We start from the raw sequence: 13,580 nt of genomic DNA, 5'->3' as shown, positions 1-13,580 counted from the left end.
GTCGGAACCGGGCAAACCGTTGATGCGCGGCGTCTTGCGCGCCTTGCGCGGCTCGCCGGGACGCTTGCGGTGCGCGCGTCTCCAGGCAGTGAGCCGATCATAGGTGGGGCAGGTTTAATTTGTCAATGGCGAATCGTTTCGTTTTACGCTAATGCGGGTTTGTCTTTAGTTGCGGGGCACTCTTTCGTCACACAAAAGCCGTAGCGAATCGCATATAAAAAAACCCGGTTCAAAAGCTGACCGGGTTTTTCTTTTCTCTGCGCAACGTTAGCGAGGCACTGTCTTTGCGTCCGCGTCGGTCAGGGTATTCAGGAACGCCACCACGTCGCGGATATCCGAGTCCGACCAGACCGGTTTGCCGCCCCGGTGATTCGTCAGCGGTTCCGTCTTGATATCCACGTTACTGCGCAGATTCTTCGGCAGGTCGTCAAACTTCACGACATGGCCGTGCGCGTCTTTCGAATACCACTTCTCCGGGTTCGTGTCGCGCTCAACATAGAAGCGCATCGAGTCTTCAAGTGTATGGAACATGCCATTGTGGAAGAACACGCGTCGCGTGGCGACGTTGCGAAGCGTAGGTGTGCGGAACATTCCACAGAACCACTTCTGCTGCTTCGTCTGGTCTTCACGCAGCGGCCCACATAACCCCATGTCGAAGAAGTTCGGATCGCGGTTGGCCGGAATGTCCATGTTGCGCGGCACGCCCAGCGTCTGGAAGTTGTAATCCGTCAGTGCCGGATGCGAGCCGTGAGCGCCTTTGTTGATCAAATGACAGCTTGCACAGTTGCCCTTGTCCGGGTCGCTGAACAGCATCAATCCGTGCGCTTCCTGTGGCGTGAATTGATCCTTGCCGTCGAGCACGCGGTCGAACTTGCTGGAGTACGGCGCGAACGACGGATCATTGAACTGGAACGCCTGCAAGACCTTTCCAAGGTCCGCCAGCGCCTGCGCCGGTCGCGAGAAAATGTCCTCGCCGAATGCTTCCCGGAACGGCTGTGCGTAGGCGCTTTTGCTCAACTTCTGCGCCACGTCCTCCGCGCTGCTATTGGCCATTTCATCCGGATTGAGCAGGGGGAATGCAGCCTGATCCGCGGGGGTGTTGTAGCGCCCGTCCCAGGTGTATCCGCCGATGGGCTGATTATCTCCATCCTCGAGACGCTCTTTCAGGCTATTTGCCTGCGTGTACGTCCAGTAAGGCACCGCACGCAGATAACGCAGCGACGGCACCGCGCGCAGTCCGGCTCGATCGAGGTTTGGGCCGCCCAACTGGACAGGCAGACCGTTCGGCGGCCCATAGGCATTCGCGGGGCTGTGACAGGAGGCACACGACTGCTTGCCGGAGGCCGACAGCGACGGATCGAAGAACGCTGCCTTGCCGATCGCTGCCAGATCAGGGGCAGCAGCCTTGACCGGGGCGGCTTGAGCGTCCGCTGCATGTTTGTCGCAGGCGGACAGAAGGAAAATGCAAAGGGCCGTTGCGAAAACAGCCTTTGAAGGAAATTGGCGCATGACGGATAAAAAAACAGCCCGGTTCGAACAGAGAACCGGGCAAAGACAACAGAGTTCTTGTGAGACCGCCAGGGATTAGCGGTTATCGATGTTGGCCGATGTGAAGATCGGCTTGAGCGACGCATCATCGGCGTAGCCGAGATACGAGCCCATGCCGAAGTTGTCTTCGAGCGATCGCAGCAGCGCGTAGTGGTTGTAGCCCGTGCTGTCCACGTGACCGCCCTTGATGAACGGCGACAGCAAAAGCGTACCAATCTGATCGCCACCGACTCCGAGGTAGTTCAACGCAATCGACACATTCTGCACGGATGCAGGCAGCGTCGCCGGGTTGATACCGAGCAGGCTTGCTTCAGCCACCGGCAGCGTGGACATCGTGACCTGTTCCGGGCGCGTCACGTTCGGACCCGTTTGCTGGTTGCAGCCAGGGCACTGGTTGCCCATCTCCGGCTCCAGCAGGGAGAGCGTCTTGCCATCAGCACTGACTTGCGTTGTCGGTGTCAGTCCGGTCACGACGCCTTCATCCGTGGTGATGATGATCAGGCCGTCCTGCTTGTAGGCGGGCGAAGCCTGGATCATCGGGATCGTCTTCTTCAGGAACGCGTCGATCGAAGCCAAACCGCCAGGCTGACCGTTCGCGCAGCCCTTGCCCGCAGTCCCCGTACCGTCACCATCATGACCGTCGTCACACAGGTTCGGCGTGATGAAGGAGAAGTTCGGCGTGGTGTCGATCGACTGAAGATCCGTTGCCAGGTCGTCTTGCAGGTTGACCACGTGCGCGTCGCAGTTCGCCAGATCATCGATGGTCGAATGGAAATACGGGAACGGATTGTGACGCGTCGCGTACTCATCACCCGGCTTGTCACCCGAGGCCGAAGGAGCCTGCGCGGCCTGCGTGCCATCCACAGCCTTCGTTGGGTCGGCGCCCGCGAGCTGGGCGGTTCGGCGCGGGAACGAACAGGTTCTCGTGCCGTCACGGTTCAGGTCGTTGCCCATGTCCTCGTTGTAGCTGCGCCACGTGAGCTTGGCTTGTTCCATCTGATTGCCAATATGCTGTACGCGAGCCGGGAATACGCAGCCGCCGCTTTGATGGCCGTTTGCGTCCGTGCCTGCCTTGAGCACTTTGGCGTTCGCCGAGTCGCTGCCGGCGTCGACGATATCGGACCACAACTGGAAGCAGTCCGTTTCGGTGTCGTGCGTCGACGGCTGACCTGAGACCATCGAGATGTAATTGTCCAGCGAAACGTGGCCGGTGCCGTAGTAGTTCGAGAGGAACGTGCCCTGCGGCATCAGCGATTTCAGATACGGGTCCTGGTTCGAATCCGAGGCCGTCGTGCCGTACGTCGATTCCGCGCTCTTGTTTTCGAGCACGATAACCCAGACGTGCTTGATCGCCTTGCTCGAAGCGACGGTTGCAATGTACTGGTCGCTCGCTGCCTTCACCACGACGTTGCCGTTGGTGTTGAAGTCGCCCAGCAGGGCGTCCGGCGTCGTGCCGATCTTGCTCGCCAGTTGCGTTTGAGCGTCCGATTGCGACAGGCCGCTGTCAATCAGTTGCGAAAGCTGCGTGGTGATCGCACTCACGGAACTGACACCACGCGGCGAACGGAACGTAGCCGTGCTGTTGAACGTCGTGCCCATGTTCTTGCCCGATGCGTCGTTCTCCGCTGCACCATTCAGGTCAGCAACGACATACTTCCAGGCTCCGTTGCTCGTATCGGTGATCGAGAACTTGCCTTGGGCATCCGAGCGCGCGACAGGCTCGCCCTGGTCGCACTTGCCGTTGTTGTTCACATCGAGGCAGACCGCCGCCCCCTGGATATAGCTGCCGAGCACCTGGCCAGTGACCTTCGGCCCGTTCGAGCCACTGTCGCTGCTTCCGCAGGCAGACAACCCTGCCATTACACCGATACTTGCCAGTATCGTGAGCGTGCCCCTGCGCAACCGTGCATTTTTCACAACTTCTCCTTGTTATATGCCGGGTATACCCGACAGTTTTTAAGTCGCGGAAAGTATATGTAAGTTGTGTTACATGATTGTTAAGATGTTGTGAGCGCAACAGATCGACGTTGGCTTCGATGCCCCTCCGGCAAATTGAGGCTCGACGAGAAAGGAAAAGACCTTCGGCTATGTACGGCATGCTGCCAAAGACACAACCGCGCTGGAATGGCTCCTCACGGGAGGTCAGAGCCCCCCAATAAAAACGGCGCACCATGAGGTGCGCCGCTTCGTTGCTGCAACTGCTTACGCGGGCTTCAGTGCTTCAAAAAGTCGATCACCATGCGGTTGAACGCTTCAGCGTGCTCCCACTGCGCCCAGTGGCCACAACGGTTGAACACATGCAGTTGCGCGTTCTGCATGCCGGCCAGCAGCCGCAGACCGATATCCATCGGCACGAAGCGGTCGTCGCGACCCCAGATCACGAGCGTGGGCGCGGCGATTTCGCCAAGGCGCGCGCCGTAGTCGCTGAACTGCTTCGGGAACGCGGTGAGACTCTTCACGAAGTTTTCCAGGTGGTCGCGGCGCGCGAGCATGTTGTCGAGCCGCGTTTGCATCAGCTCGTCGGTGAGCGCGCTCGCGTCGTACACGAACACGTTCATCATGCGCTTGAGGTTCTCGATGGTCGGATCGCGATAGAGACCTTGCAGCAGCTTGATGCCTTCGGTCGGCATCGGCACGAAGTTGCTCGGGCCGCCGGTGCCGCCGCCCATCAGCACGAGCTTGCCCACGCGTTGCGGGTTCGCCAGCGCGAAGGCAACGGCGCTGTGACCGCCCATCGAATTGCCGAGAATATGCACGCGCTCGATGTCGAGCACGTCGAGCAGCCCCTTGAGCACGCGGCCGTTCAGGTCCGAGCGCGAGCTCGTGCAAACGATCGGGTCGCTCTTGCTCCAGCCCGGGCAGTCCATCAGGATCACGCGGTAGCCGGCCGCGACGAGCGGCTCGACGTTGCGGTTGAAGTTGGCCCAGCCGCTCGCGCCCGGACCCGAGCCGTGCAGCATCACAACGGTTTCGGCGCCAACGCCTGCGTCGTTGTAGTGAATCTGGAACTCGACCTCGCCGTCCTTCACGCGGGCGAACTGGCTCGTCGAGGCTTCGGTGATTGCTTGTGCCGTACCAGTCATGATGACCATCCTTTAAAACGTGATAACCCATGCCGGAGAAAGCGTATGCCTTCTCCCCTTCAAATTCATGCGCCCTGAGCGCCCAATGCGCCGCGCTGCCTGAATGCGCCCACCACGCTCAGCGCGGCAAGCGCCGCGATCACAACGAGCGGAATGCTCGAGCCCACCAGCATCGACGGGCTCTGACCGAGTGCGAACAACTGGCCCGCCACGAGCGGCCCGAGAATCGAACCGAGACGTCCCACGGCCACGGCTGCGCCCACGCCCGTGCCGCGCACTTCCGTGGGATAGGCATGGCCTGCGAGTGCGTAAAGCACCGACTGGCCACCCACGATAAAGAAGCCGCACAGCAGGCCGCCCACGGCCGTCGAGCCTGCACCGCCCGCGCCCGCGAGCACGGTGAGCGCCACCACAACGCCGATGTACATGCCGATCACCGTGCCGCGGCGGCCGAAGCGATCCATGATCGTTGCGATCGCAACAGCGCCAATACCGCCGCCGATGTTGAACAGCATCAGCACGAGGTTCGACTGCACGCGCGTGAGGCCGCGCGCCAGCACCATCGAGGGCAGCCAGTTCATCAGGAAGTACAGCACGATCAGCGTGCCGAGGTAGCTGATCCACAGCGCGATGGTCGTACGTGCGCGGCCCTCGCGCCACAGCGCTTGCGCCACGCTCGGCGCACCTTCCTTCACCATTTTCGAAGCCTGCGTAGCCACGAATTGCTGCGACTCGCGCAGGAATGCGCCGAGCAACGGCACCATCACGATCGGACCGAGGCCGCCAACGTAGAACACGTGGCGCCAACTCGCGTCCCCCGTGCCGAGCATGCCGATCACGGCGGCGATCGCCGCGCCGAACGGCATGCCGCAGTACATCGCGCCCACCGCCGTGCTGCGCTGCTGCTCACCCGCTGCCTCCGAGCACAGGGCGATCAGGTTCGGCATGGCCGCACCGAGACCGAGACCCGTGAGCAGACGCGCGACCAGCAGGCTTTCGAAATTCCACACCATGGTCGTGGCGAGCGAGAACAGCCCGAACAATGTGACCGACCACATGAGCACGCGCTTGCGGCCGAAGCGGTCGGCAAGCCGCCCGCCCAGCGCCGCGCCCGGCAAGAGGCCAATCGCACCCGCGCTGAACGCCCAGCCCATTTGCGCCAGGGCGAGATGAAACTCCTTCGCCATGCGCGGTCCCGCGACACCCGCCGATTGCAGGTCCAGCCCTTCGAGCAGCGCAACCGCCAGACACAGGGCAATGGTTGCCTTGCTGCTCGTTGCACTTCCTCCAGCACTACTGTTTCGCGACGTCATAAAAAGTCTCCGTATGTATAAGCAAGCCACTCTTTCCGGCGGCTATATGTGGCAACGCCGCACATCACCCGAAAGGCGATGCGCGGCGCGCTTGATCAGGACTGCAATGCTTCCTGACGCTTCTTCAGATCGAGCGCCACGTCGACGATCATGTCTTCCTGGCCGCCCACCATCCGGCGCTTGCCCAGTTCGACGAGAATGTCGACCGTCTTCAGGCCGTACTTCTTCGCGGCCACTTCCGAGTGGCGCAGGAAGCTCGAATACACCCCCGCATAGCCGAGCGCGAGCGTTTCGCGGTCTACGCGGACCGGGCGGTCCTGCAGCGGGCGCACGATGTCGTCGGCGGCATCCATCAACGTGTAGAGATCGGTGCCGTGATTCCACCCCATGCGTTCCGCCGCGCCGATAAACACTTCGAGCGGCGCATTGCCCGCGCCCGCACCCATGCCCGCAAGCGATGCATCGATGCGGTCGCAACCTTCTTCCACGGCCACGATCGAGTTCGCCACACCCAGCGAGAGGTTGTGGTGCGCGTGCATGCCCGTTTGCGTTTCGGGTTTCAAAACGGCCTTCACTGCGCGAAAGCGGTCACGCACGTCATTCATCGTGAGTGCGCCGCCCGAATCGACCACGTAAATGCAGGTCGCGCCGTAGCTTTCCATTTTCTTCGCTTCGACAGCGAGGTTTTCCGGCGTGGTCATGTGGCTCATCATCAGGAAGCCCACCGTGTCCATGCCCAGTTCGCGCGCGTATTCGATGTGCTGCTTCGAAATGTCGGCTTCCGTGCAATGCGTCGCAACGCGCACCACGCGCGCGCCCGCGTTGTACGCGGCCGTCAGGTCGTGAATCGTGCCGATGCCGGGCAAGAGCAGCGTCGCGATCCTGGCGTGCGTGACGACGTCGGCCACGGCCTCGATCCACTCGAGGTCGCTGTGCGCGCCGAAGCCGTAGTTGAAGCTCGATCCTTGCAGGCCGTCGCCGTGTGCGACTTCAATGCTGTCCACTTTCGCCTTGTCCAGCGCGCGAGCGATATCCTGCACGTTCTGGATCGAGTACTGGTGGCGGATTGCATGGCTGCCGTCGCGCAGCGTCACGTCGGAGATATAGAGTTTCTTGCTCATCGCTTTACGCTCCTTGTACGCTCAAGAGCGTTTGCGCCATGCGTTCGGCGGTGGCCAGCGCGGCGGAAGTCATGATGTCGAGATTGCCAGCGTAAGCGGGCAGATAATGCGCGGCGCCTTCCACTTCGAGAAACACCGAGGTCTTCAGGCCGCTGAACTTGCCAAGGCCCGGAATGTTGAGCGGCGCGCTCGCGGGAATCTCGTCGAACTGCACCTTTTGCTTCAGGCGATAGCCCGGCACGTAGGCGTGCACCTTCGCGGCCATCTCTTCGATGGATTGCTCGACCTTCTCGCGGTCGGCCATTTCGGAAAGCGTATACACCGTGTCGCGCATCATGACCGGCGGCTCGGCCGGATTCAGCACGATGATGGCCTTGCCCTTCGCGGCGCCGCCCACCACTTCAATCGCTCTCGAAGTCGTTTCGGTGAACTCGTCGATGTTGGCGCGCGTACCGGGGCCAGCCGACTTGCTGCTGATCGAAGCGACGATCTCCGCGTAGTGGACCTTCGCGACGCGCGACACAGCGGCGACCATCGGAATCGTGGCCTGGCCGCCGCACGTGACCATGTTGACGTTGAGCGCTTCGATATGCGCATCGATGTTCACGACCGGCACGCAGTACGGGCCAATCGCGGCAGGCGTGAGGTCGATCACGCGGATCGACGGCTTGAGCGTGCGCAGCAGCGCGTCGTTCTTCACGTGTGCGCCAGCGCTGGTCGCATCGAACACGAAGTCGATGTCGTTGAACACCGGCAGGCGCGTGAGGCCGACCACCCCTTCGTGCGTGGTCGCGACGCCCAGACGCGCCGCGCGTGCGAGGCCATCGGAGTTCGGGTCGATGCCGACCATCGCCGCCATCTCCAGATGCTGGCTGTTGCGCATGATCTTGATCATCAGATCCGTGCCGATGTTGCCGGAGCCGATGATCGCGGCCTTGAGTTTTTCGGAAGCCATATGAATTCCTGTATCAGGCGGAGAAAGTCGCGCGAACGCTGCCGAGGCCTTCGATCTGCGCGGTATAGGTGCCGGGTTCCTTCACGGCGACCATGGGCCCAAGCGCACCCGTGAGCACCACGTCGCCCGCACGCAGCGGCGTGCCGAGTTGAACCATGCGGTCTGCGAGCCACACGGCGGCGTTGAGCGGATTGCCGAGACACGCGGCGCCGTTGCCGCGCGAGAGCACAACGCCCTCGCGCGAAAGCTCCATCGCGCAAGCGGTCAGGTCGATCTGCGAGAGCGGCACCGGGCGGCTGCCCACCACGAAGCGCGCGCTCGAGGCGTTGTCGGCCACCGTGTCGACGAAGCGGATGTCCCAGTTCTGGATGCGGCTGTCCACCACTTCGATAGCCGCCAGCGCATAGGCGCTCGCGCGCAGGATATCGACGAAGGTGTGCTTTTCGAACGTGAGGTCGTGCTCCAGCACGAGCGCGATTTCCGCTTCCACCTTCGGCTGGATCAGTTGCGAGAGGGGAATGGCTTCGGCGTCGCCGTAAGCCATCGACGCGAACAGCGCGCCGAAGTCGGGCTGATCCACGCCCAGTTGCTTTTGCACCGCAAGCGACGTGAGGCCGATCTTGCGGCCCACAATGCGCTCGCCGGCCGCCACGCGCAGGTCGACGTTGGCTTGCTGCACGGCATAAGCGGTGGCGATATCATCGATCGCGATCTCGCCGCGCACCGGCTCGATCACGTTGCGCGACGCTTCCGCCTCGCGCAGGCGCGCAGCGAGTGCCGCGGCGAGTTTCGAATCTGACATGTTGATTCTCCGGAGTCCGTATTGATCGATCAAGCCGCGGCGGGCGTGGCGTGCATGGTGGCAAAGCCCGCGATCCACTCGGGAATTTCGCGGTAGTAGTCCAGCGTCGCGCGATACGGGCCGTAGGCGGCCAGTGACCCGAACGCCGCAACCCACGTGCGGATTTCATGGGCCGACTTGCCGCCGTCACGCGTAATGGCCGCGTTCGTCATGCCGTCCACGGACGTCAACTCGCCCGATTCAAGGCGCGCGAGGAACGCGCGGTCCCATTCGGGGTTCAACGGATGCAAATGGCTGTCGCCCGCGGTGAACGACTTCGCCGCGGCCACGGTGCGCGCCTGGCGCGCGGCACGCGAGTCGGCCGTCGGGTTGCGGCCCGCGATCAAACGTTCTGCCACTTCGGGCGTCGCGCCGCACAGTTCCGGCACCGGCGGCTCATGCGAAATGCCGCCCGAGCCCACCACGAGCACGCGCTTGTCGCCGCGCGAGAAGAAGCGGCCAATCGCGTCGCCGAGCAAACGCGCGCGGCGCAGCGTCGCCATGGGCGGCGCCACGGAATTGATGAACACGGGAATGACCGGGTAGCGATCCAGGCCGCCGGTGAGCACTTCCAGCGCCTGCGCGCAGCCGTGATCGACTTGCATGCGGTACGAAAGCGCTACGTCGATATCGGCTTCGAGCACGTGTTCGGCGAGCTTGTGCGCGAGGTCTTCGGGCACCGGCAGCGTACCGGCCATGCTCTTGAAGTCGCCGATGGCCTCGGCACGCGCGCCGATGCAGAACGGCGGCATCACGTCATAGAAGAAGCCGTTGTAGTGGTCGGGTGCGAACGCAACGATCAGGTCGGGGTTGAACGCTTCCACGCGTTCGCGCGCGGCGCGGCCTACGCGTTCGACCTCCTCCACCACTTCGGGCAGCGGATCGAAATAGCCGTGCAACGGCGTGTGCGAAAGACATTCGAGGTGAATCGGCATGCTCATGCTCCTGCTGTGCGCGCTACGGCTACGCCGCGCACGGGACGGTTTTGCGGGGCAGCGGCGCTCGCCTCATGAAAGGCGGCTTCGGTCATGCCGAGCTTGCCCGCGAGTTCGACGATCGAGTCCGATACCTGTTGCGGTGTGCACACGCCCGCAACGAAGCGGTCCGGACGCAGCAGCACCACAGACTCGGGCAGGCGGCTGAACCACTCCTTCAGGCGGCCCTGCACGTCGCCGAGCGCAAGCACACCCTCGGGCACGTCGTCGGCGTATTCGAGCTGCACGTCGGGCTTCGCGAAGATAAAGCGCGCACCCAGTCGCTCCCACAGCGCGCGAGCCTGCGGCGTAAGGCCGAAAGTCGGGTCCGCGCCCCAGGCGAGCACCGCAAAGCCGTTGCCGATCGCGTCGTCGAGGCGCACCACGCGGCCATCGGCAAGACGCACGCGCGGCTGAATGAACATGCGGCCCACGGGCGAAGCCGCGAGCGGATCGCGACCATACGCGAGACGGCCGATCAGCGAGTCGCGCTTCTGGCTCATCAAGCCGAGCAGGCGGCCCGGCGCCGAGTTGCCCGAGCGCTCCAGCAGGCTTGCGAGCCAGCCACCCGTTTTCTGCGGCGGCGGCAGCAGCACGACGCCCGCTTCATAGCGCGGCATCGGCTTGAAGCGCATTTCCACGAAGTAGCGCTTGACCGAGGGGAATACATTCATCCAGCGCACGAACGTGTCGCGAAAGCGCGCGCCAAAGCGCGTGGTGGGCGCGAAGATATCGCCCGCCACTTCGGAGAGGTGGATCATCGAGCGCGCATGCGCACGGCGCTCCACCGTATAGCTGTCGAGCAGGCGGCCGTCGGCCTGGCCCTTCGCGACCATCGCGAGCTTCCAGCCCAGGTTGTTCGCGTCGCGAATGCCGCTGTTGTATCCCTGCCCCTGCCACACGGGCATGATGTGCGCAGCGTCGCCAGCGAGCAAAACGCGGTCCACGCGGAACGTTTCGGCCAGGCGCGCGTTGTGCGTGTACACGCGCTTGCGGATGTAGTCGACCTTGTCGGGGTCGGCCACCACCTTGCGGATCAGCGCGGCCATGTTCTCGGGCTTCGAGAGTTCTTCTTCCGTCTCGCCCGGCATCACCATGAATTCGAAGCGGCGAATGCCGTGCGGCAGCGCAGCCGACACATACGGGCGCTGATGATCGCAATGCATGTAGATATGCGGCGAGCCGATCGGGTCGTTGCGCACGTCCACCACGATCCATTGATTCGGCTTCGTGCGGCCTTCGAAGGGCACATTGAGCGCGCGGCGCACGAAGCTGTTGCCGCCGTCCGCGCCCACGAGGTACGCCGCGCGGATCGAGCGGCGCTCGCCGTTCGCATCGCTCACGTCGATCGTCACGCCCTGCGTGTCTTGTTCGAATGCGTTGACGGCGTGGCCGAACAACACGTTCACATGCTCGAAGCGCGCGAGCCCTTCATAGAGCACGCGGTCTGCAAGCGGCTGAATGAACGCGTTGCGGCGCGGCCAGCCGAACTCGTCGGTGCGCGGCTCGATCGAGGCGAAGCAATGGCCGTCCTTCGTGACGAAGCGCATCCAGTGGTCGGGCGTGGTGTGCGGCAGCAGCGCGTCGGCCAGGCCGATCGACTGGAACACACGTAATGCTTCGTCATCCAGACCAATTGCGCGCGGGTAGTCGATGATCTGGTCGAGCTTCTCGACGAGCGTGACACGCACGCCTTGCAGGCCGAGAATGTTGGCGATCATGAGGCCGACCGGACCCGCGCCGATGATGGCGACGTCGGTGGCAATCTGGCGAGGGCGGACGGTATCCGCCGCGTGGGCGAGGGGGGTGTTCATGTGTCTCCTTCTCGCGCGGCTTATGGAGCCGCTGCGGATGCTGACAGGGGGTGCCTGAAAACGGATCACCCGGTTGGACGTTTTGTCACAGTCCGGTGAATGGAAGCGAGTCTAGGTTCCGCCCGATGTGCGCTCAACATTTTTAGAGAAATGTGCATAGAATGCACACAGTTGATTTTTAAGGCATTTTCGATGACGAAGTATGCAAACGTGCGGGGTCTGGCGCGCGGCCTGCAGGTGCTCCAGGCGCTCAACGCCATGGAGAACGGGCGCGCCACGAGCCAGCAACTGAGCGAGGCAACCGGTCTGCACCGCACGACAGTGAGGCGCCTGCTGGAAACCCTGGTAGAGGAGAAGTTCGTGCGCCGCAGCGCTTCCGACGACAGCTTTCGTCTGACGATGAACGTACGCGGCCTGAGCGAAGGCTTCACCGACGACGAGCTGATCGCGACCATCGCGCCGCCGATCATGGCGCAAATGCTCCAGCGCACCGTGTGGCCATCGGACCTCACGACGCCCGATGGCGACTCCATGGTGATCCGCGAGACCACGCACCGCTTCAGCCCGCTGTCGTTTCACCGAGCGATGGTGGGCCGCCGCTTGCCGATCCTGCTCACAGCGGCGGGGCGCGTGTACTTCGCCATGTGCCCCGAGGCGGAGCGCGAAGACATTCTCGAACTATTGCGCGCCGGTGCCGGCGGCGAACAGCAGCAAAAACTCGCCAGCGACAAGGCCTTTATCCGCAATCTCGTGCGCCAGACCCGCGCGGACGGCTTTGGCTCGAACCATGGCGACTGGGCGGACCAGCGCAAGATCGGTGCGCTCGCAACGGCTATCGAGGCGCACGGACGCGTACTCGCGAGCCTGAACGTGATCTACCTGGAACAGGCCATCAATCCGGCCGAGGCGGTGCGGCGCTTCGTGCCCGAGCTGCAGCGCGCCGCGCAGGAAATGGTGACGGCGCTGGAGGCGCAGGAGGAAAACGCAAAGCGCTAAGCCTCGTTCTCGCGCACGAGTTCGAACAATGCTTCGAGTTCCGCTGCATGCGGCTCCTTGCGCGACACCATCAGCAAGTCGATGGTGGGCGGCTCGCCTTCGAGCGGGCGCGTGCAGATCGCGCTGCTCGTGAGCGACGAGACATATGCAGGCAGCAGTGCGTATCCCAGCCCCATGCCCACCAGGTTCAGATTGAGCAGAATATTGGTCGCGACCTGAGCCACCTTGCGCTCGATGCCCTGCGCCTCGCAATACGCCTCGACCACGCTGTGCACCTGCCCCGAAAACTGCGGATGCGTGCTGATGAACGGCTCGCCGCTCAATTGCGCCGGCGCGATGCGCTTTTGCTTCGCGAGCGGATGAGCGCTCGGCAGTACCACGACCAGCGGCTCGGTGAGCACGACTTCGCTGCGCAATTCCGGTGAAACAACGGGCCGCCGCATGAACGCCACGTCGATATCGCCGCGCAATAGCGCGTCTTCCTGCTCGGCCGTTGGCAGACTGCGCAACTCGACATTCACCTCGGGAAAGCGCAAGCGCAAACGCGGCAAGATCACCGGGAAAACCCGGATCTCGGCCGCGGGCACGAAACCAATCGTCACCGTCGCGCGCCCCTGCCCCACCTGACGCGCACGCACCACCGCGCGATCGGCCTGCGCCACCACGAGCCGCGCCTCGGCGAGAAACACCTTGCCCGCGTCGGTCAATTCCACCTTGCGGCGCGTGCGCTCGAAGAGCGGCGTGCCCACTTCGTCTTCGAGATTGCGAATCTGCTGGCTCAGCGAGGGCTGCGCCGTGTGCAGACGCTGCGCCGCGCGCGTGAAGCTCAGCTCGTCGGCGACGGCAATGAAATAGCGCAGGTGTCTCAGTTCCATGCTCGAGTTATCGTTTCGAAGTCTTAGTGGCAACAAACAAAATATTTCACAAGGGTAAAG

The 13,580-nt window shown here is 63.2% G+C and carries 11 protein-coding genes; 1 reads left to right on the top strand and 10 read right to left on the bottom strand.

From position 1 onward, the window contains the following. Positions 1-267 precede the first annotated feature (267 nt). The 9 genes from U5A65_RS09105 to U5A65_RS09065 all read right to left on the bottom strand — a co-directional run bounded on the left by U5A65_RS09105 (position 268) and on the right by U5A65_RS09065 (position 11,649). Complete coding sequence (locus U5A65_RS09105) at positions 268-1,509, bottom strand: cytochrome-c peroxidase (RefSeq protein ID WP_321914399.1); 1,242 nt, start codon at positions 1,507-1,509, stop codon at positions 268-270. Between the two features lie 75 nt (positions 1,510-1,584). Continuing rightward, the gene (locus U5A65_RS09100) at positions 1,585-3,465 is read right to left on the bottom strand and encodes an alkaline phosphatase family protein (protein ID WP_321933957.1); all 1,881 of its coding nucleotides are present in this window, start codon (positions 3,463-3,465) and stop codon (positions 1,585-1,587) included. Between the two features lie 296 nt (positions 3,466-3,761). Continuing rightward, the gene (locus U5A65_RS09095; RefSeq protein ID WP_321933958.1) at positions 3,762-4,631 is read right to left on the bottom strand and encodes an alpha/beta fold hydrolase; all 870 of its coding nucleotides are present in this window, start codon (positions 4,629-4,631) and stop codon (positions 3,762-3,764) included. Between the two features lie 65 nt (positions 4,632-4,696). After that, positions 4,697-5,944 (bottom strand): 3-(3-hydroxy-phenyl)propionate transporter MhpT, encoded by a 1,248-nt coding sequence (gene mhpT / locus U5A65_RS09090; RefSeq protein WP_321946066.1) that lies wholly within the window; start codon positions 5,942-5,944, stop codon positions 4,697-4,699. 95 nt (positions 5,945-6,039) lie between these two features. Beyond that, a complete protein-coding gene (dmpG, locus tag U5A65_RS09085; protein ID WP_321914403.1) occupies positions 6,040-7,065 on the bottom strand; it encodes a 4-hydroxy-2-oxovalerate aldolase in 1,026 nt (341 codons plus the stop codon). A gap of 4 nt (positions 7,066-7,069) precedes the next feature. After that, complete coding sequence (locus U5A65_RS09080; RefSeq protein WP_321914404.1) at positions 7,070-8,020, bottom strand: acetaldehyde dehydrogenase (acetylating); 951 nt, start codon at positions 8,018-8,020, stop codon at positions 7,070-7,072. A gap of 13 nt (positions 8,021-8,033) precedes the next feature. Further along, positions 8,034-8,822: a 2-keto-4-pentenoate hydratase gene (gene mhpD, locus U5A65_RS09075; protein ID WP_321946065.1), complete on the bottom strand. Its 789-nt coding sequence runs from the start codon at positions 8,820-8,822 to the stop codon at positions 8,034-8,036. A gap of 29 nt (positions 8,823-8,851) precedes the next feature. Further along, a complete protein-coding gene (locus U5A65_RS09070) occupies positions 8,852-9,796 on the bottom strand; it encodes a 3-carboxyethylcatechol 2,3-dioxygenase (protein ID WP_321946064.1) in 945 nt (314 codons plus the stop codon). A gap of 2 nt (positions 9,797-9,798) precedes the next feature. After that, complete coding sequence (locus U5A65_RS09065; protein WP_321914407.1) at positions 9,799-11,649, bottom strand: bifunctional 3-(3-hydroxy-phenyl)propionate/3-hydroxycinnamic acid hydroxylase; 1,851 nt, start codon at positions 11,647-11,649, stop codon at positions 9,799-9,801. A 192-nt stretch (positions 11,650-11,841) separates the two neighbouring features. Between U5A65_RS09065 and U5A65_RS09060 the strand changes: the two genes are divergently transcribed. Then, entirely contained in the window at positions 11,842-12,645 is an 804-nt protein-coding gene (locus U5A65_RS09060) for a DNA-binding transcriptional regulator (RefSeq protein ID WP_321914408.1), read from the top strand. Here the strand turns inward: U5A65_RS09060 and hcaR are convergent. Then, a complete protein-coding gene (gene hcaR / locus U5A65_RS09055) occupies positions 12,642-13,520 on the bottom strand; it encodes a DNA-binding transcriptional regulator HcaR (RefSeq protein ID WP_321946063.1) in 879 nt (292 codons plus the stop codon). The two genes, U5A65_RS09060 and hcaR, sit on opposite strands and share 4 nt — an antisense overlap. Positions 13,521-13,580 lie beyond the last annotated feature (60 nt).

This window comes from Paraburkholderia sp. J10-1, from assembly GCF_905220165.1.
GTDB lineage: Bacteria > Pseudomonadota > Gammaproteobacteria > Burkholderiales > Burkholderiaceae > Paraburkholderia.
Note: the sequence above shows the minus strand (reverse complement) of the source record. Positions and strands in the feature narration are given on the sequence as shown.

Excerpts from the sequence above, each read along its gene's own strand:
- U5A65_RS09105 (WP_321914399.1), bottom strand. The coding sequence starts at position 1,509 with ATGCGCCAATTTCCTTCAAAGGCTGTTTTCGCAACGGCCCTTTGCATT.
- U5A65_RS09095 (WP_321933958.1), bottom strand. The coding sequence starts at position 4,631 with ATGACTGGTACGGCACAAGCAATCACCGAAGCCTCGACGAGCCAGTTC.
- mhpT (WP_321946066.1), bottom strand. The coding sequence starts at position 5,944 with ATGACGTCGCGAAACAGTAGTGCTGGAGGAAGTGCAACGAGCAGCAAG.
- dmpG (WP_321914403.1), bottom strand. The coding sequence starts at position 7,065 with ATGAGCAAGAAACTCTATATCTCCGACGTGACGCTGCGCGACGGCAGC.
- U5A65_RS09080 (WP_321914404.1), bottom strand. The coding sequence starts at position 8,020 with ATGGCTTCCGAAAAACTCAAGGCCGCGATCATCGGCTCCGGCAACATC.
- mhpD (WP_321946065.1), bottom strand. The coding sequence starts at position 8,822 with ATGTCAGATTCGAAACTCGCCGCGGCACTCGCTGCGCGCCTGCGCGAG.
- U5A65_RS09070 (WP_321946064.1), bottom strand. The coding sequence starts at position 9,796 with ATGCCGATTCACCTCGAATGTCTTTCGCACACGCCGTTGCACGGCTAT.
- U5A65_RS09065 (WP_321914407.1), bottom strand. The coding sequence starts at position 11,649 with ATGAACACCCCCCTCGCCCACGCGGCGGATACCGTCCGCCCTCGCCAG.
- U5A65_RS09060 (WP_321914408.1), top strand. The coding sequence starts at position 11,842 with ATGACGAAGTATGCAAACGTGCGGGGTCTGGCGCGCGGCCTGCAGGTG.
- hcaR (WP_321946063.1), bottom strand. The coding sequence starts at position 13,520 with ATGGAACTGAGACACCTGCGCTATTTCATTGCCGTCGCCGACGAGCTG.